General features: G+C 45.8%; 16 protein-coding genes. 9 read left to right on the top strand and 7 right to left on the bottom strand.

Annotation, left to right across the window (positions count from 1 at the left end; translation table 11 throughout):
* Positions 1-39: 39 nt before the first annotated feature.
* Complete coding sequence (locus QMA13_RS06765) at positions 40-1,350, bottom strand: ABC transporter substrate-binding protein (protein WP_282940420.1); 1,311 nt, start codon at positions 1,348-1,350, stop codon at positions 40-42.
* Between the two features lie 111 nt (positions 1,351-1,461).
* On the opposite strand from QMA13_RS06765, the gene QMA13_RS06760 reads away from it, so the two are divergent.
* Complete coding sequence (locus QMA13_RS06760) at positions 1,462-2,307, top strand: helix-turn-helix domain-containing protein (RefSeq protein WP_282940419.1); 846 nt, start codon at positions 1,462-1,464, stop codon at positions 2,305-2,307.
* An 81-nt stretch (positions 2,308-2,388) separates the two neighbouring features.
* On the opposite strand, the gene QMA13_RS06755 is transcribed toward QMA13_RS06760, so the two are convergent.
* Complete coding sequence (locus QMA13_RS06755) at positions 2,389-2,928, bottom strand: hypothetical protein (RefSeq protein ID WP_282940417.1); 540 nt, start codon at positions 2,926-2,928, stop codon at positions 2,389-2,391.
* Positions 2,929-3,060: 132 nt separating this feature from the next.
* Here QMA13_RS06755 and QMA13_RS06750 point away from each other — a divergent pair, with 132 nt between their 5' ends.
* Positions 3,061-3,288, top strand: coding sequence for an alpha/beta-type small acid-soluble spore protein (locus QMA13_RS06750; protein ID WP_028549492.1), 228 nt, complete (start codon positions 3,061-3,063; stop codon positions 3,286-3,288).
* A gap of 223 nt (positions 3,289-3,511) precedes the next feature.
* Here QMA13_RS06750 and QMA13_RS06745 read toward each other — a convergent pair whose 3' ends face one another.
* Positions 3,512-3,892 carry an O-methyltransferase gene (locus tag QMA13_RS06745; protein WP_282940414.1) on the bottom strand — a complete coding sequence of 127 codons (381 nt, stop codon included), beginning with the start codon at positions 3,890-3,892 and terminating at the stop codon, positions 3,512-3,514.
* 244 nt (positions 3,893-4,136) lie between these two features.
* Complete coding sequence (locus tag QMA13_RS06740) at positions 4,137-4,529, bottom strand: VOC family protein (RefSeq protein WP_282940412.1); 393 nt, start codon at positions 4,527-4,529, stop codon at positions 4,137-4,139.
* 230 nt (positions 4,530-4,759) lie between these two features.
* On the opposite strand from QMA13_RS06740, the gene QMA13_RS06735 reads away from it, so the two are divergent.
* Positions 4,760-6,019: a methyl-accepting chemotaxis protein gene (locus QMA13_RS06735; protein ID WP_282940410.1), complete on the top strand. Its 1,260-nt coding sequence runs from the start codon at positions 4,760-4,762 to the stop codon at positions 6,017-6,019.
* Positions 6,020-6,137: 118 nt separating this feature from the next.
* Here the strand turns inward: QMA13_RS06735 and QMA13_RS06730 are convergent, their stop codons facing one another.
* Positions 6,138-7,925: a M3 family oligoendopeptidase gene (locus QMA13_RS06730; protein ID WP_282940409.1), complete on the bottom strand. Its 1,788-nt coding sequence runs from the start codon at positions 7,923-7,925 to the stop codon at positions 6,138-6,140.
* A gap of 158 nt (positions 7,926-8,083) precedes the next feature.
* Between QMA13_RS06730 and QMA13_RS06725 the strand changes: the two genes are divergently transcribed.
* Genes QMA13_RS06725 through QMA13_RS06715 form a run of 3 tightly spaced genes read left to right on the top strand, consistent with a single transcriptional unit; the run spans position 8,084 to position 9,651 of the window.
* A complete protein-coding gene (locus QMA13_RS06725; protein WP_282940408.1) occupies positions 8,084-8,263 on the top strand; it encodes a YycC family protein in 180 nt (59 codons plus the stop codon).
* A gap of 4 nt (positions 8,264-8,267) precedes the next feature.
* Positions 8,268-8,507 (top strand): hypothetical protein, encoded by a 240-nt coding sequence (locus QMA13_RS06720; RefSeq protein WP_282940407.1) that lies wholly within the window; start codon positions 8,268-8,270, stop codon positions 8,505-8,507.
* A 52-nt stretch (positions 8,508-8,559) separates the two neighbouring features.
* Positions 8,560-9,651, top strand: a complete 1,092-nt coding sequence (locus QMA13_RS06715) for a diguanylate cyclase (RefSeq protein WP_282940406.1) — start codon at positions 8,560-8,562, stop codon at positions 9,649-9,651.
* Between the two features lie 66 nt (positions 9,652-9,717).
* On the opposite strand, the gene QMA13_RS06710 is transcribed toward QMA13_RS06715, so the two are convergent.
* Both QMA13_RS06710 and QMA13_RS06705 read right to left on the bottom strand, forming a co-directional pair.
* Positions 9,718-10,413 carry a DUF2225 domain-containing protein gene (locus QMA13_RS06710; protein WP_282943289.1) on the bottom strand — a complete coding sequence of 232 codons (696 nt, stop codon included), beginning with the start codon at positions 10,411-10,413 and terminating at the stop codon, positions 9,718-9,720.
* Positions 10,414-10,504: 91 nt separating this feature from the next.
* Positions 10,505-10,900 (bottom strand): globin domain-containing protein, encoded by a 396-nt coding sequence (locus QMA13_RS06705; protein WP_282940404.1) that lies wholly within the window; start codon positions 10,898-10,900, stop codon positions 10,505-10,507.
* A gap of 497 nt (positions 10,901-11,397) precedes the next feature.
* Here QMA13_RS06705 and ylbJ point away from each other — a divergent pair, with 497 nt between their 5' ends.
* The 3 genes from ylbJ to QMA13_RS06690 all read left to right on the top strand — a co-directional run bounded on the left by ylbJ (position 11,398) and on the right by QMA13_RS06690 (position 16,055).
* Positions 11,398-12,639, top strand: a complete 1,242-nt coding sequence (gene ylbJ, locus QMA13_RS06700; RefSeq protein ID WP_282940402.1) for a sporulation integral membrane protein YlbJ — start codon at positions 11,398-11,400, stop codon at positions 12,637-12,639.
* Between the two features lie 50 nt (positions 12,640-12,689).
* Positions 12,690-15,236, top strand: a complete 2,547-nt coding sequence (glgP, locus tag QMA13_RS06695) for an alpha-glucan family phosphorylase (RefSeq protein ID WP_282940400.1) — start codon at positions 12,690-12,692, stop codon at positions 15,234-15,236.
* A 141-nt stretch (positions 15,237-15,377) separates the two neighbouring features.
* Positions 15,378-16,055, top strand: a complete 678-nt coding sequence (locus QMA13_RS06690; RefSeq protein WP_282940398.1) for a flagellar brake protein — start codon at positions 15,378-15,380, stop codon at positions 16,053-16,055.
* The last annotated feature ends 85 nt before the right edge of the window (positions 16,056-16,140 follow it).

The raw sequence follows: 16,140 nt of genomic DNA, 5'->3' as shown, positions 1-16,140 counted from the left end.
CCCCATTAAAATATCGCTGCTGTAGCAGCCCTATTTCATTTATTTAGCTCTTGCATCCTGAATTCGTTTGTTAGCCTCCTCTTCCGCCCTCCGTAACGCCGTATTCATATCTCCATTTAACGCATTGGTGACTGCTTGGGTATAAGGGGATTCGAGCGTTAAGTCATAAATCGATTTATAAGGGATCGGAGCAAATTGGTTGTAAAAAATCGCTTTTAAGTTTTTATCCTTAAACTTACTCTCCGTACCGAACATCTTTTTGATCTCTTCTTTTTTGACTGCCGGCATGACCCCCATCTTGGACAGCTTGGCTTGAACCTCTTCGGATGCCAAATAAGTAATAACGTCCATCGCTTCATTTTTGTGCTGACTGTTTGTGGTCACGCTGAAATAGGTCGGATACGGCTGTGACCCTACACCCGGCAAGTCTGGGAACGTCGGCAGCGATACCATATCCCAGTTCATCGTTTCAAAGTTTTTATCAATAAATATACTGGAGGATAACAACGCAAACGTTGCTACCTCATATGTTTTGAAGAACTCATTTGTATAAGGGGCTTTATTGGTCGCTTTGACAAAATCATTCCAACCCCCGGCAACCTGAGGCTGCAGGAACACCGTATCGATAAACTTGCTCCACTTCTCGTTATTGATAGTTGCATTCCCCGACTTCTCATCCACGTAAGGCAAAGACAGCTGATTCATCCGGAAAACATGCGTTCCCGAAGAGGCATAGCCCGCAATCTGCTTGTTGCCGTCATTACGGACCAGCTTCTTCATCAAATCGGTAAACTCTGGCCAAGTCATTCCGTCCTTAGGATAAGGAACACCGGACTTATCGAAAATATCCTTGTTGTAATACATCACTACATTGTTGTTAAACACGGGAATCCCGTACATTTTACCACCGGATAGCTTATGCATTGCATCGACCGTACTAGGCTCCATCGTACTCAAGTCGAACTTGGTCTGCTTAATCAAATCGTTCATATCATACTGAAGTCCGTTGCCTATAAGACCACCGGTTAAAAAGCTGATCGAGTCAAAATAAATATCCATTTGTTGTCCGGCAACCAGCATTTCTTTAATCCCATACTCTTTTTTTGAAGGGATATATTTGATAGTATAATTGGGAAATTTGGATTTGATAGCGTTTCCAAATCGTTCGTTGAAGCTATCCTCCGAATCACCACTGGTTGACACAACAACAAGTTCTACAGGTTCATTCGATTTGGGTTTAACTGCGGGAGCATCGGCAGCCTTGCTCTCTTCTTTTCCTCCGCTGCATGCGGTTAACGAAGTTGTTAGTGCGGCCATAACGAGCAACAGAGATACTTGTTTTCTAGACATACGGTCTTACCCCCTGTAAACGGATACATTTTTTACCCGATTTTTTTTGAATGTATTGATTTGCTTTTGAGTTCATTATAATATACACGTAAAAGGGGGGAAATGATGGATATGGCTAGCTTTTTGCACAATACTGCTAATGAGAATTTGACTACCGTGCCGGGGATATTAATTTCGGATCGCTACAAGCGGCCTCATGGCTACAAAGTCACAAGGTCCAAGGGAACTGAGGATTTTTACTTAACGTATACATGCTCTGGAAAAGGTATTTTCCATAACGGAAGCGAGTCGCATGAGTGTGCTCAAGGAGAGATCAGCATTATTACGCCCGGAACGCCTCATTACTATGCAACCTCCGAAAATGAGATCTGGCAGTTTTATTGGTGCCATTTCATCCCCCGGGAAGAATGGATGCCTCTGCTGCAGCTGCCGGAAGCGATCAAAGGCATTAAATGGGCGCGTATCGATACGGAGCTAATGAATATGCGGATTTCCTCCGCTTTTTCCAGTCTGATACAGTACAATCTTGAGACAGGACCTTTCGCGGAGCGCCTAGCTACTAATGCATTGGAAGAAGTACTGCTTCTCATTGCGAGCAGCCGTGCCGTCAAGCTGCAAAACATCGACCCTCGCGTTCAGGAAACGCTCGATTTGCTGTCCCAGCAATATTATAAGCCTTTTACCATAGCTTCCTTAGCCTCACAAGTCAATCTGTCTCCTTCCCGCTTCGCTCATTTATTCAAGAAACAGACGGGTGAATCCGTCATGGAAATGCTTATACGAATTCGTTTGCAGCACGCCAAAAAAAGGCTGGAGCTCACCCCTCTGTCTATTGCGGAAATCGCCGCAGAGGTAGGATTCAACAACCCGTTTTATTTTACACGCCAATTCACTTCGTTCTACGGCTGTCCTCCAGCTACCTTCAGAAGAAAGATGAAATCGATGCAATCTATGTAGTTGTAGAGTTGGCCTGACGACCGCATTCATCTCGCCGATTATGGTTGGTAAGACGAATGCCGCCTTTATCAATGTTTCTGCTCACGGATCTGCTGTCAACAGCTCACGGATCACCTTAACCGTATCAGCGAAATAGGGCCGGTAATCCAAGCCTTCCACGAAATCTAAATACTTTTTTGCAATAGCAACGACTTGTTCTTTATACGAATCAGCTGATACGCTGTATAAGCCAAGCTCCTTAGAAGACTCCTGCTCTCGCTCCTCCAATTCCGTCAACTCCAGCGTTCCGTCTCCCATATGCTTTACACGAAAAGAGTAAGCTCTGCATTCCGGATCACCGCAGCCGCAGCAAAAAAACGGAATACATTGCCACCTATCTGGAGCAGACCAACGATTGGGCTCCACATCGGATCTTGTGCTGAGCAGCAAAGCCGGCAGACCGACGTCCACGCACAACGGTTCATCTATAAGTACTTCCCCGTCTATTTCCAGCTTGACATCCGCTTGAATAATTTGCAAATCCGAATCCCATGACCATCCATTATACGTCAATTCAAACATACGTCTCTCTCCTCTCGCTGCCAAAGCATTTGCTACGTTGCCTTTTGTAAGTCTCTTCATTATAAAAAAACGAGAAACACTTGTATAGAAGCATCCCATTTGCGGCATATAACGCTGCTATAAATTTCCAATTATTTCGTGCGTATAATTTAACTTTTGGTACATACTACCTAGTGAACGGAGGTGATTACAATGGCACAAGGACAATCCCGCAGCAGCAATGCTTTAGTGGTACCGCAAGCTTCCCAAGCTTTGGATCAACTGAAGTATGAAGTGGCACAAGAATTGGGAATTCAAATTCCTCAAGACGGTTACTATGGTTTCATGGCAACTCGTGACACTGGTGCAATCGGTGGCCACATCACTCGTCGTCTTGTTCAAATCGCTGAACAGCAATTGGCAGGCAAGTTCACAAGATAATGATTCACTTCCATACTTACACAAGGGGCGACTCCTACAGAGCTGCCCCTTTTTATGTTTTGTTCACTATGCCTCACCTCATAATGAAAAACCCCGCCGACGACAGCTGCCAGCAGGGAAACCGATATTAGAAAAACAAATTAAATGAAATAAGGAATAAGGAATAAAGTGCAAAATCGAATTGGATATCGGTTTTTAGTCATATACATCATACAAAAGAAAACTAAATTTTACGTTTTTTGTCCGCATCAGCAACTATGCTCGCCATATTGTAATTCGATTCAAAGGCAACACTAGTGCAAAGCGTATTCTTCTTCATCGCGAATTCGAACAATATTTCTCCGTGCGTCCATCTTTTCAACTTCAGAGACTCCATTGCCGTTTGACGAAACGATTGCACATGGACCTCCGATAAGCCCGAGTCCATAACTTCCAAATGGTTCCCTTTACTCTCTACTGGAAATGCCCTAACCCCGAATTTACCGATTACATTGTTGCGGATTTGCACAAAGACCGTCCCTGAAGTCAGATGAGCTAGCTCCTCCCTAATCTCACGGAAAACAAATTCCAGCTGTCTGGCTAAAGGTACATTTTCTAAAATCATCAACATCCTCCTATCTAGTTCGTTTGTAATAAAATAAAGAAAACTTTATGTAATTCTAGTGCTGTAGCCCTATTATATGTAAAATTTAAGTGTTAATCAACAATAAATTACAATTTTCTGAAAAGTTCCCATAGTTCTACAAAATACAACACAAACAGACAAGCACCTGACGGCGATTGCCTGCTGTAATCGTGTTTTCTAACCGATTCGAAGGGAAAGTGCGACTCATTTAGAGCCATATTTTTTATAACTCGTCACACGTTTCCGCATTCAGTTCAATCATATTCCGGTCCGGATCCAACACGTAAATTTGCGGAAATCCGGCTTTCGGGTGAGGCCTTGCTTCATGTGGAATCCCTTTTTGCTTCAACCATTGGATGGTTTCCGAATAACTGCGTACACGAATAGCAAAATGCCCGTCGCGAGTATGAATGTCGCCTTCCCTCAAGGTCTCTCCATTATGAACGATGAGATGGAGCTGCTGGCCATTAGGGCCTAAAGCATACCACGCACCTGGAAAATCAAATGGCGGGCGCTCCATTTCTTGAAGCCCGATAATTTCCTTATAAAAAGTCTTCGCCCGTTCCAAATCCCGTACGCAAATACTGACATGATGAATGCCTTCAATTGTAATCATTTTTGATTCCTCCCCAATAAGCTAGTAAGCTAAAAAGCCGTGATACTCCACAACATTGTGACTTTTGGCATATTCCCAAGAGAAGATGTTATCAGGTCACATTTCTCTCGTTCTATATACCCTATTTTCAAGAAAAACACTAGGACATATTCTATAGACCATGGTACTTTTGGGTGATATAATGCATCATAGTAAGATTTTAACATTTCATTCCTGAAGGGGACATGCTGATGAACTGGATACAAGCCTTGTCATTTAAAAAGAAACTGCAGTTCGGCTGCTACACGCTGGTTACCATTTATTCCATCGCATTGCTGATTGTCATCATTCAAACTTCAGAGCATCTTATTGCAGGTATTTCGTTTCTCATCTTGATGATTGGGCTAAGCTTCCCTTTTATAAGCTGGTTTGAGAGAACGCTTACAGACCCGGTTAATACGATTTCTCGAGTCGCTTTGAACGTATCCAAAGGAGACTTTTCCCAAAAAATACACGTTCAAACAGACGACGCTCTGGGTGAGCTCGGTACAGCCTTCAACAAAATGATGGACAAACTCCGCGATATTTTGCAGGATACCGGCAATATGTCGAAGCATGTCTTCGATTCAAGCCGCGATATTTTCCTGAAGAATGAGAACTTGAAAACCGTGCTCGAGCAAGTCGCTATTTCCTCTAATGAGCTAGCATCCGGTGCTAATCAAATATCGGAGGAGATTTCGGGCATTTCCGTAGCAACCAAAGACATCGAGCAAAAAGTCACCGCCTACACAACCTCCACCAAAGATATGGATTCCCATTCCGGACAAATGCTATCTCTTGTTGAAAAAGGAATGCAGTCCGTTGAATCGCAAAGCGAAGGCATGAAACGCAACGTTACTGCGACGGCTAATGTCTCGCAAACGATTGATCTACTCGCACAGCAAGCCAACGGCATTTCTCAAATAACAAGGACGATCTCGGATATCGCAGAGCAAACCAATCTGCTCTCGTTAAACGCCTCTATAGAAGCTGCAAGAGCAGGTGAACATGGAAAAGGCTTTGCCGTTGTAGCCCAAGAAGTTCGCAAGCTCGCGGAAGAATCGACAACCTCGACCAAGGAAGTATTCCAACTGGTAAAAGGCATTGAACAAGGCATCCGTCAAGCTCTGACCCATATGGCTGAAAACGAACAAATCGTTTCTCAGCAAACGCAATTGATCCTGGAAACAGAAACGGTCTTCGGTGAAATCGTACATAGCGTCAAATTCATCTCAGAGCAAATCGCTTCCTTTGCTCGAGAAAGCGAACAAATGCTGGATAGCGCGCAACGTATCTCAGGCACGATGGAAAGCATCTCGGCGATAACCCAGCAGTCTGCTGCCGGTACCGAACAGGTATCTGCCTCCATGAATGATCAAATTAACGAAGTACAGGTGATTGTTGAACAGTCTGAGCAAATGACCAAGCTGGTCACTCGATTGCAGCAAACCATGCAAGTGTTCAAATTATAACTACATACCTTCCAACCCTAATTGAGGGTGGACAGAAAGGCCGGGGCGCAAATGTCCCCGGCTTTTTTTGATGCGGATGCCTGCCTAGCCAGCCTATCTCACCGGCAGTATCTCAAGTTTATTCGGTTAAGCTCATAAACGCTTTGACATCCTCGACAGATAAATCCATCGCACGCTGCCAGAAATCGGGTTGGCGCAGATCGACACCCAAATGCTTTTGGGCAAGCTCTTCTACCGTCATACTGCCCGTATCGCGCAGCATGGCGATATATTTATCCTCGAATGCCTCTCCTTGTCGCAGCGCCTCTGCGTAGATACCAGAGCTAAACATGTACCCGAACGTATACGGGAAATTGTAAAATGGTACTTCCGTGATGTAAAAATGCAGCTTCGAAGCCCAGAAATGCGGGTGATACTCTTCAAGGGCTTGGCTGTACCCTTCCTTCTGAGCCTCTATCATCAGTTCATTAAGACGCTCCACGCTAACGATTCCTTTGGCTCGCTCTTCATAGAACCGCGTTTCAAACAAGAACCGAGCATGGATATTCATATAGAAGGCCACCGAGCGTTGAATCTTGTCTTCAAGCAGCGTGAGACGCTCTTCTTCCGTTGCAGCGCCCTTGACAGCCGCATCGGCGACTACCATCTCCGCGAAGGTTGAAGCTGTCTCCGCTACATTCATCGCATATTCCTGCGCCAAGGCAGGCAGATCATTCATGACATGCTGATGATACCCATGACCCAGCTCGTGAGCGAGTGTAGCCACGTTCGATGCTGTGCCCGCGTAGGTCATGAAAATACGAGTTTCTTTGGCGATTGGGAACGAGGTGCAGAATCCCCCAGGTCTCTTGCCTGGACGATCCTCCGCTTCGATCCAGCCTTTCTCGAACGCCATAACGGCAAAATCGGCCATCTTCGGACTGAAGCGTCGGAACTGCTCAACAATCAGCTGAGCTCCTTCATCATAGCTGAAATGCTTGCTGCCTTCACCCACAGGAGCATCCACGTCATACCAGCTCAGCTTCTCTATTCCGAGCAGCTTAGCCTTGCGCTCCAAATATTGAACGAAGATTCCCTTGCTCCGATCGATAACTCCCCACATCGAATCCAGCGTTTCTTTGGACATCCGGTTAATGGCTAGCGGTTCCTTATGTATCGTATCCCATCCACGGCGTTCGTAGAGTTTCAACCGAAAGCCTGCCAAATGGTTCAGCGCATCGGCGCAATAATCAGCGTGCTCTCCCCACTGCTTCTCCCAAAGCTCGAATAATCGCTGACGTACAGACCGATCTGCGCTGTGCATCCGGTTAGCGGCTTGACCCGCAGATAGCTCCAAAGTTTCTCCATTCTCTTCCCATGGGACCCGGAATTTGCTCACTGTCGTATTATATGCTTCTCCCCAGCCGTGATAGCCGTCGATAGCCAGATCATTGACAAGAGCTTCCTGCTCCGGAGGCAGTTTGTCTGCAGCCTGCTCGCGACGTTCTGTCAACGGAAAAGCAACATTCTGAAGCTCTGTACTCGCCAAAAGCTTCTCCCACACCTCATCCGGGATTTCCGTTAATATTTGATCAAATCGGGTCAGTTCCGATGCGTAGGAGGCTGATAACGTCTTGATTCGACCGGCTAGTATGATGGACTTTTTATCTGCCTGATTCTCAGCGGCAAGACATCCAACGAACGAGTCCGCTTCCCTAATTTTTTTCAAGATCGATTGAAGTAAATCTAGTGCTGGCATCAAAACGGAGGTATCCGCAGCTTGAGGCGCTTGCAGCCCGTCCAAAATGGTAGATAATGACTTCAAATCTTTTTCAAGTGCTTCCAAAAAAGCATGAAACGCCGAGGATCCGCTTCCGCCTGGGAAAAAACGCTCCAAATTCCATGTCTGCTGCAATGGTGTTTTCATGCAAACATCGCACCTTTCCTCAAAATTAGATACAATACATATTAAACCATAAAAAATGCGGAACCCAAAATAGCAAATCCACCAAATTTTGGTTGAATTGTTATCGCGGGTGTGTTTAAATGGTGACTATAGATCTATTGACAGGAGTGAAAGACAACATGAAACCATTACAGATCTCGCCAGAAACAGCACAAAAACTGGCCAAACAGCTTAACGTTCCTTTGGAGCATCTCATGCACATGCCCCAGCATATTTTATTACAGAAGCTTGCCGAGCTTGCTAAAATCGCTTCCACCAGCGATAAAACAGATGATGACAGCTCCAAACAGGAGTCTTAAGCTTATGATTCCTTTTCAAAACACATGGCCTTATGAGCAGATTCAGCAGGATATTTATGTCCATGAGTGTCCTTTTTGCAATGCGTCTAATGTACTACTTCCTTTCAAGAAAAAAGATTTGCTTGAAATTATTGAAGGAGCCAAGAAGCTGCTGGTATTCAACTGCTGTCATAATAAAATAACTATTGTAGATGCCGATCAAGATTATTTGCTTTCCAATCAGCCTTTAAGAAATCGACGCTGAATGAAGGTTCGTGCAGCGGATGCTGACTCTGATCAGGAGTGGAATAAGACGCATGTACTATATTTCCTTTACGCACGCCTGCACCTTGATTGCATTAAGCTATGTAGCTTTAAAATTGAAAAATAGGCTGTTCATGGAGCGACATACGATGCTCATCGCTTCCCTATTGACGGGAATTGCCTGCATTGTTATGATGCTCCAGCCTTTTCCAAACGATAGTTTATTAACCGATTTGCGGTTTGCACCGATCATCATGGCCGGTTTGCGGTTTGGCTCGGTTGTTTCGCTGCTGTCTGCCATCTTGCCTTCTTTGTATATTTTTCATATCGGGGAGCCGCTTGGTTTAGTCCGGATTATGCAGGATTTGGTTCTTCCGGCTATAGTTAGCTCGCAGTTTTATAAAAAAGACCATGATTCCGGTTATGCGATGATTCCTTTTCAAGACGGAATTAAGATCTGCGTGATCATGGCTGCCATCCGTCTCGGCATTCAAGCTTACTTACGGTATGAATTGACGCCCAGTCTGATTGCTTCGCACCTCATCATGCTGGCCCTTTCTGTTCTGGCCATTCTAGTATTGATTGTGATGTACAACGACGATAACCGGTCGATGATCCTGCAGCGCCGCTTTGAGCTGCTTGCCAATCAGGATGGTCTTACTGGACTGCCGAATCTGCGAAGCTTCATGAGCATCGCGCGAAATACGTTCCAGCAAAGACCGATATCCATCATGATGATCGATATCGATAATTTCAAACGATACAATGATACATTCGGCCATTTGCAGGGAGACAAGCTGCTTCGTGAAGTTGGGCAGCTGCTCCGCTCCCTAATAGACGAGCGCGATTATGCAGCCCGGTATGGCGGAGAAGAATTTATTGTTATGAGCCATACGGTTGACTTTCCCCAGCTAGAGCAATACGCGCGAAGGCTGTGCCATGCGGTTGCAGCGCATCCGTATCAAGGTACTTGTTCGACACCTACGACGATTTCCATCGGCATCTCCGTCTCTGGAAGCAGCAAGGATGATCTGCTGCGAATTATTTCTGAAGCGGATGAGGCGCTCTATATTTCCAAGAACAATGGAAAGAACCGCCATACGTTTTACATAACCGAACCACCCCTGGCAATAAATAACGCATAATGGATCATTCAACCTGAGAATGAGCATTATGCGTTATTTGTTTGCGTATGTATGTTAATTTTTACTTTACTCCATCATTTCCTGAGGAAGCTCCAGTCTCTCTGCAAGCATTTCCTCGCGGGTAGCAGCCCATTGTTCCCGGGAAGCTCTAATCATTGCAGCATCCATAATCCGCTTGTCGTTAATGACTCTGCCGAACCATTTGACCGCTTCATTATATTTCTTGAGTCGGCGATTCAAATCTCCCATTAAATACATAAGGCGGGCATTGTTAAGATCGGCGCCCTCCGTTTCAAATACCCCTGTATAAGCATCGAGAGCAAACTGCAAAAAGCGATTTTCCTGCTCCTCATCCTGCTTGTAACGATATAGCCAAGCGATATGATGCAGCAAGCCCGCAATAATGCGGCCCTTTTCATTTTTTAACTGAGCACACAGCAGAGCGAGCTTGTAGGTATACAATGCATCATCCCAGCTTCTCTCCAAGCCATAATCCTTCACGGACCATTGTGCCGCGACCTTAGCCTTGAACTGCTCTCTCTGTACAGGAGAGAATTGAGTCGAAGTATTCTCCGTACTGGCGTATCCACAAGATGGACATACCCTTACGACATAGAAATCAGGGTTAATATCTTTGTAATGAATGCAGAAATCCGTGTCCGTATGCTTCGCTTTCTTGAAGCTCGGCCTTACTCTTGACGTCTCGAAAGATGTTTCGCAGTACGCGCAATCCACCTTCACCTGAAATAAAGGCTCGACCACAAGTCCACTTCCTTTGTCATCTAGTTTGTCATCTGTCGCAATGATTTGGAATGGCAGCCAACCATCCATAAGTCATGATGCCATTCCGAATTTACATGTTACGGTTTATAAAATGATACGCCGGCCCCTTCAGCCTTTCAAGTACAAACGCTTGAAGCTCCGCGTCTAGCCCTACCTGAGTTAAAGCCTGCTTCATACAGCCAAGCCATGCGTCTGCATGCTTCGAAGTAATTCCGAATGGCATGTGGCGTGCGCGCATCATGGGATGTCCATGCACGTCCGAATATAACGAAGGTCCGCCAAAAAACTGTGTCAAAAACATATATTGCTTCTCCATAACCGGATCAATATGGTCCGGAAACAAAGGCCCTATTAACGGGTGAGCCTGTACCAGAGGGTAAAACTCCTCGACGATCCGACGAAACGTCTCTGCCCCTCCCAATGCCTCATAGGGTGTTATGCCGCGCGATTCCTGCTGATCGGACATCTCGTCTTCTCACCTGCTCTTTTCTAAATGTATCTAGACCTACTTCCTTTATAACACAAAAAAAGATGCTAATGCATGCGCGATTAGCATCCAGACCTTAGAAGAAACCGCAATATCCGAGGCATTAACTTTCCAAATCCTCTTCACCGGAGGTCATTAAGGTTTCCCTAATGACATAAACGAACGCACATACGAGAATTCCAGCAATCACACCTGTCATTTGACCAACTCCTATTCTCATATTGGTACTATTGTACCATAGTTGTTCTTTAAATTCAGCAACTCCAAAGCAAAATATCATATTTTTCTGACAGTTTGTCCTCAAGGCATTGGAGGCATGTCTACCCATTGTGTTTCATATAAGTAAATGATGGTTGTACACCTGCTGGAGCAAAAGTTCAATGCATGGTTACGATGCTCGTTTATTATGAAAAACTCAAGCACATGCTTTCGATGCCAGTTTTTGCTGGCGCAAAAACTCTTAGGAGGATCACCTCATGATAAAAAAATACAGCTCGCTCACCTTGATCTCGCTGCTGATCCTAAGCCTTATGTTCCTCATGCTTCTGTTTCCAACTGAGGTACTCCGCGCATCCATCAAAGGCTTGTCTATCTGGTGGGACGTTTTATTTCCGGCATTATTCCCTTTTTTTGTAATTTCCGAAATATTACTTGGCATTGGCATTGTTCACTTCTTCGGCATGCTGCTCGATCCCTTGATGCGTCCAGTGTTTAAAATTCCAGGCATCGGGGGCTTCGTCGTTGCTATGGGCTTTGCAGCCGGTTACCCGATAGGAGCCAAACTCACCTCGCAGCTGTGGGATCAAAAGCTAGTGAACCGCGAGGAAGGCGAGAGGCTCGTTGCCATCACGACTACGTCCGACCCTATATTTTTGATCGGCGCCGTGTCCATAGGTTTTTTTCATGATGCAAGTCTATCAGGTATTCTTGCAACTGCCCATTACGGAACGGCGATGCTGATTGGATTGCTCATGCGCTATCACGGTAGGAAACGGACAGCGGCCGCTCCAGCCGTTTCTATCAAGGCCTCCACTCCATCTCAGCCCATTTGGATTCGAGCGTTTAACGCTATGCATGACGCACGAATGAAGGATGGGCGGCCCTTGGGGGAGATGCTGCGACAAGCAATTTCCTCTTCTCTACAGCTTACTTTTGTCGTTGGCGGTCTGGTTGTTTTCTTCTCTTCTGTTATGGAAGTGCTCGCCTCTGCGAATATCATGAACATTTTCTACATAGGGATTAATGCGGTGCTTCAACAGTTTGATGTCCCGCTCGCACTCTCCCAAGCGGTTGCTAACGGTTTTTTTGAGGTTACACTGGGTGCTAAAGCCGCGGGAGGGGCTGGCGCTCAAATTCCGCTCGTATACAAAGTTGCTATCGCTGCCTTCGTATTATCCTGGGCCGGATTGTCGGTGCATGCTCAAATTGTCAGCCTGCTGCACCGCACGGATTTAAGATACATTCCATTTTGCTTATCCCGCTTAGCTCACGGCCTTATGGCCTTCGTTGCCGTATTCTTTCTGTGGGAGCCAATGCAACCCTCCCGAAGTACCTTGGCTGCATTCGTTCCTGCGATAGATGTTACGTCACCGTTAACTACTTTATGGAGATTTACAGTGCCATGGGGATTGCTGACTTTTGCCTGTGTATTTATTTTTATCGCCGTGTTATTCAGCGTGCATTATGTGGTTAAGCAATGTATGAAGAGGTTGATATAACAAGATAATAAGACCGTCTAAAGACGTACGACGTAAAGGATGGTGAACTTATGAGTACGAAATTTCCATGTGCTTTCTTGCATCTGCCCAAAGCATTAGAGCGCCTGCCGGAGCTAGCCTACAACGTATGGTTTAGCTGGAATTCTGATGCATTGGAGCTTTTTGCCCGAATAGACCGGAAGCGTTGGGATCAAATTGTACATAATCCGGTGCGTTTGCTTTTGGAGACTGAACAAGAGATATGGGAAGCGTTAATTCGGGATGAGGACTTTATCCATCATTATGAACGGGTTATTGACCAATGGGACGATTATTGCAATGAGCCGACCTGGTTTCAAAAAACGTATCCTGACGTTCAACAGAAAATTGCTTACCTATCCGCTGAGTTTGGCTTTCATGAGTCACTTCCGATCTATTCGGGCGGCCTTGGCATTCTTGCCGGAGATCATTGTAAATCTGCAAGCGATCTCGGAATTCCACTCGTTGGAATTGGCCTCCTTTACAAGAAAGGATATTTTAATCAAAAGATTAATTCTGAAGGAAGGCAGCAGTCAGAAACCATCACATATGACTTCTCCAAGCTTCCCATTCTCCCCGTCCTGAATGATCAAGGTGAAAAGCTGACAATTGAGGTTCCACTCGCCGACCGTATCGTCAAGCTTCATATTTGGCAGGTACTCGTGGGGCGTAATTCTAATTATTTGCTCGACGCGGATATCGAAGATAACAGCCCATGGGATAGAGAGCTCACCGGTCAGTTGTATGGAGGGAATCAGGATATTCGCATCGCTCAGGAAATATTGCTTGGTATGGGTGGTGTTAAGGCGCTTCGGGCACTGAATCTGCCTACAGCGGTATACCATATTAACGAAGGGCATGCCGCTTTTCAAGCTATCGAACGAATTCGCGAGCAATTGGAGGCCGGTGTGCCGTTTCATGTAGCTGTCGAAATCATTCGTGCCAGCTCTGTATTTACTACACATACACCTGTTCCTGCCGGACATGATGCATTTCCTCTACCTATGGTGGACTATTATTTCAGCTTTCTGTTTTCCCGGTGGAAGCAGCATAAACAAGCTTGGATGCGTCTTGGACTTGAGGAAGCAAAGCCATTATTCAATATGACGCATTTGGCGTTAAACACCGCGGCGCTCCGCAACGGAGTCAGCAAGCTTCACGGCCAAGTATCACGAAATATGTTCCGGTCCTTCCATGGCAACATCGGCGAGAAGGAAGTGCCTATCGGTCACATTACGAATGGTGTTCATATGACTACCTGGTTGGCCCCGGAGCTAAAGGAGCTTTTCAGCCGCTTTTTACCGGGAACATGGCTTCATAATCAAACTAACCTTGATTTGTGGAAATCACTTGAAATAATGCCTTCAGAATCGTTGTGGGAAGTGCATATGCAATTAAAAGAAAGACTGATTCGTTCCGCTCGAGCCAATCTGAGGGAACAGCGCAGACGCAACGACTTCCCTGCCGAAAAGGTAGAGGAAGTGCGCACCTTCCTATCGCCTCATGCCTTAACCATTGGCTTCGCCCGCCGGTTTGCCACTTACAAGCGAGCTAATCTGATTTTTAATGATCTGGGTCGGTTGGATCGTTTGATCAATAATCCTGATCGTCCTGTTCAGCTGTTGTTTGCAGGTAAAGCCCACCCTGCCGACCATCCTGGTCAGGAAATGATAAAGGAGATTTATCGAGTAGCTCAATTGGACCGTTTCCGCGGTAAAATCGTTCTTCTTGAAAACTACGATATGAATTTGGCGCGTTACTTGGTTCAAGGGGTCGACGTATGGTTGAACAATCCGCGCAGACCTTATGAGGCAAGTGGAACGAGCGGACAGAAAGCCGCTATGAACGGAGTGATTAACTTCAGTGTACTGGATGGCTGGTGGGAAGAAGGCTACGACGGCAGTAACGGTTGGAGTATTAACGGCAATAATGATGCCGATTGGCAGACTCAGGAACGGGATAATACGGAATCGATTTATCGTACGCTGGAGCAAGAAATCGTCCCTCTCTATTACAATCAGGGCAAAGTTCCGCACCAATGGGTCGCCCGTATGAAACGATCCATCCAAACCTTGGCTCCCGTTTATAATACGGATCGCATGGTGATGGATTACACGAATCACACCTACATTCCGTCATTGAAGCGCACTCTTGCTTTTATTGCCGACGACTACGATACAGCAACCAAAGTTGCGGATTTCAAACAGTTTATTCAGTCCAATTGGCATTACGTCCGCATCATGGAAGTAAACGACAATGCAAGCAAGGCCTCAGTTAGCAAATCGCCTTTGACGGATTCGCGGCAGCAGGTAAAAGAAGTGACCGCTACGGTCCGATTTGGCCCCATCTGGTATAAGGACACGGCTGTTGAGTTGGTATACTTTGAAGAAAAAGAAGGTGAGTGGCATCCCATCGTCGTGACCATGGAGCCATCCAAGGAACTCGAAGACCGAATCGTTCAATTCCGGGCTGCCATCCCCTCCCACCTGCGCCATCGAGCCCATTTCTCGGTTCGCGTTCACCCTGTCAGCCCTAATTTTGCAACTTCGTTTGAGATTCCATTAGTGACAACTTTGTGAACTTGACAGCTCCCTGCTTAAGACCTAAATAGGACTTAAGTAGGGGGTTATTTGCGTTTTCGCTTGATCCGGCATTGTGTTCTCCGTGAATATTGATTATTATGGAATTAATGTTTACTACTATTACATAATGGTGATCCTATGAACTGGAACCAAGCTTTATCATTTGAAATGGTTGTACCTCGAATGAGCTGCAATCTCATTATTGTCGGTGAGACTAAAGAAGGAATGCCGTTCTGCTATGAGGACAGCTTCGTCTTGCAAAAGGTGGAAGAGCAGCAGCTCGTCGCCACTATGGAGTTTCACACGATGAATCCATTAGAAAAACTGCACCACGTGTGCTTTATCGAATTCTCGTTCCGTGAACGTGGAATTCTTTACTACGCGTTCGTTGATCTGCTCCATGTGGAGACCAAACGTAATGTCTGTTCTTTGACATTATCTGCGCCACAGGATTTGAGTACATTTCAAAACCGCAGATTTCAACGTATTCATCTTCCGGTGCGGACTCCTCTTACCTGTCGGATCATTGGCGTTCGTAAAGCTTCCACCCATCAGGGAATCGCATTCTCCGGACAAATTCAGGATATTTCCGCAGGCGGCCTTTCGTTTATTACGAATACCCGGATTTTTTATCCGCTGTTTATCGAGCTTAGCTTTGTCCTTCCCGATCACCCGAACAAATTCGTCATTAATGGCGAAATCGTCCGCGTGACTCACTTCAGCAATGATTCGTACCGCATAGCCGTCGAATTTCGCGATGTTCCGGAAAGCTTAACCCACCAGATCGATGAGTACTGCTCGCGGTCAGAGGACTAACATGGTATGCTAAGAGGACGGGTTTTCCTTCGGAAAACCCAAGTCTACGCTTTCGAAGTTAGGTTTTCCTTCGGAAAACCCTTAG

Origin of the sequence: Paenibacillus sp. RC67, from assembly GCF_030020805.1 — a bacterium.
GTDB lineage: Bacteria > Bacillota > Bacilli > Paenibacillales > NBRC-103111 > Paenibacillus_S.
Note: the sequence above shows the minus strand (reverse complement) of the source record. Positions and strands in the feature narration are given on the sequence as shown.

Excerpts from the sequence above, each read along its gene's own strand:
- QMA13_RS06735 (WP_282940410.1), top strand. The coding sequence starts at position 4,760 with ATGAACTGGATACAAGCCTTGTCATTTAAAAAGAAACTGCAGTTCGGC.
- glgP (WP_282940400.1), top strand. The coding sequence starts at position 12,690 with ATGAGTACGAAATTTCCATGTGCTTTCTTGCATCTGCCCAAAGCATTA.
- QMA13_RS06715 (WP_282940406.1), top strand. The coding sequence starts at position 8,560 with ATGTACTATATTTCCTTTACGCACGCCTGCACCTTGATTGCATTAAGC.
- QMA13_RS06730 (WP_282940409.1), bottom strand. The coding sequence starts at position 7,925 with ATGAAAACACCATTGCAGCAGACATGGAATTTGGAGCGTTTTTTCCCA.
- QMA13_RS06755 (WP_282940417.1), bottom strand. The coding sequence starts at position 2,928 with ATGAAGAGACTTACAAAAGGCAACGTAGCAAATGCTTTGGCAGCGAGA.
- QMA13_RS06725 (WP_282940408.1), top strand. The coding sequence starts at position 8,084 with ATGAAACCATTACAGATCTCGCCAGAAACAGCACAAAAACTGGCCAAA.
- QMA13_RS06745 (WP_282940414.1), bottom strand. The coding sequence starts at position 3,892 with ATGATTTTAGAAAATGTACCTTTAGCCAGACAGCTGGAATTTGTTTTC.
- QMA13_RS06750 (WP_028549492.1), top strand. The coding sequence starts at position 3,061 with ATGGCACAAGGACAATCCCGCAGCAGCAATGCTTTAGTGGTACCGCAA.
- QMA13_RS06705 (WP_282940404.1), bottom strand. The coding sequence starts at position 10,900 with ATGTCCGATCAGCAGGAATCGCGCGGCATAACACCCTATGAGGCATTG.
- QMA13_RS06740 (WP_282940412.1), bottom strand. The coding sequence starts at position 4,529 with ATGATTACAATTGAAGGCATTCATCATGTCAGTATTTGCGTACGGGAT.
- ylbJ (WP_282940402.1), top strand. The coding sequence starts at position 11,398 with ATGATAAAAAAATACAGCTCGCTCACCTTGATCTCGCTGCTGATCCTA.
- QMA13_RS06765 (WP_282940420.1), bottom strand. The coding sequence starts at position 1,350 with ATGTCTAGAAAACAAGTATCTCTGTTGCTCGTTATGGCCGCACTAACA.
- QMA13_RS06690 (WP_282940398.1), top strand. The coding sequence starts at position 15,378 with ATGAACTGGAACCAAGCTTTATCATTTGAAATGGTTGTACCTCGAATG.
- QMA13_RS06760 (WP_282940419.1), top strand. The coding sequence starts at position 1,462 with ATGGCTAGCTTTTTGCACAATACTGCTAATGAGAATTTGACTACCGTG.
- QMA13_RS06720 (WP_282940407.1), top strand. The coding sequence starts at position 8,268 with ATGATTCCTTTTCAAAACACATGGCCTTATGAGCAGATTCAGCAGGAT.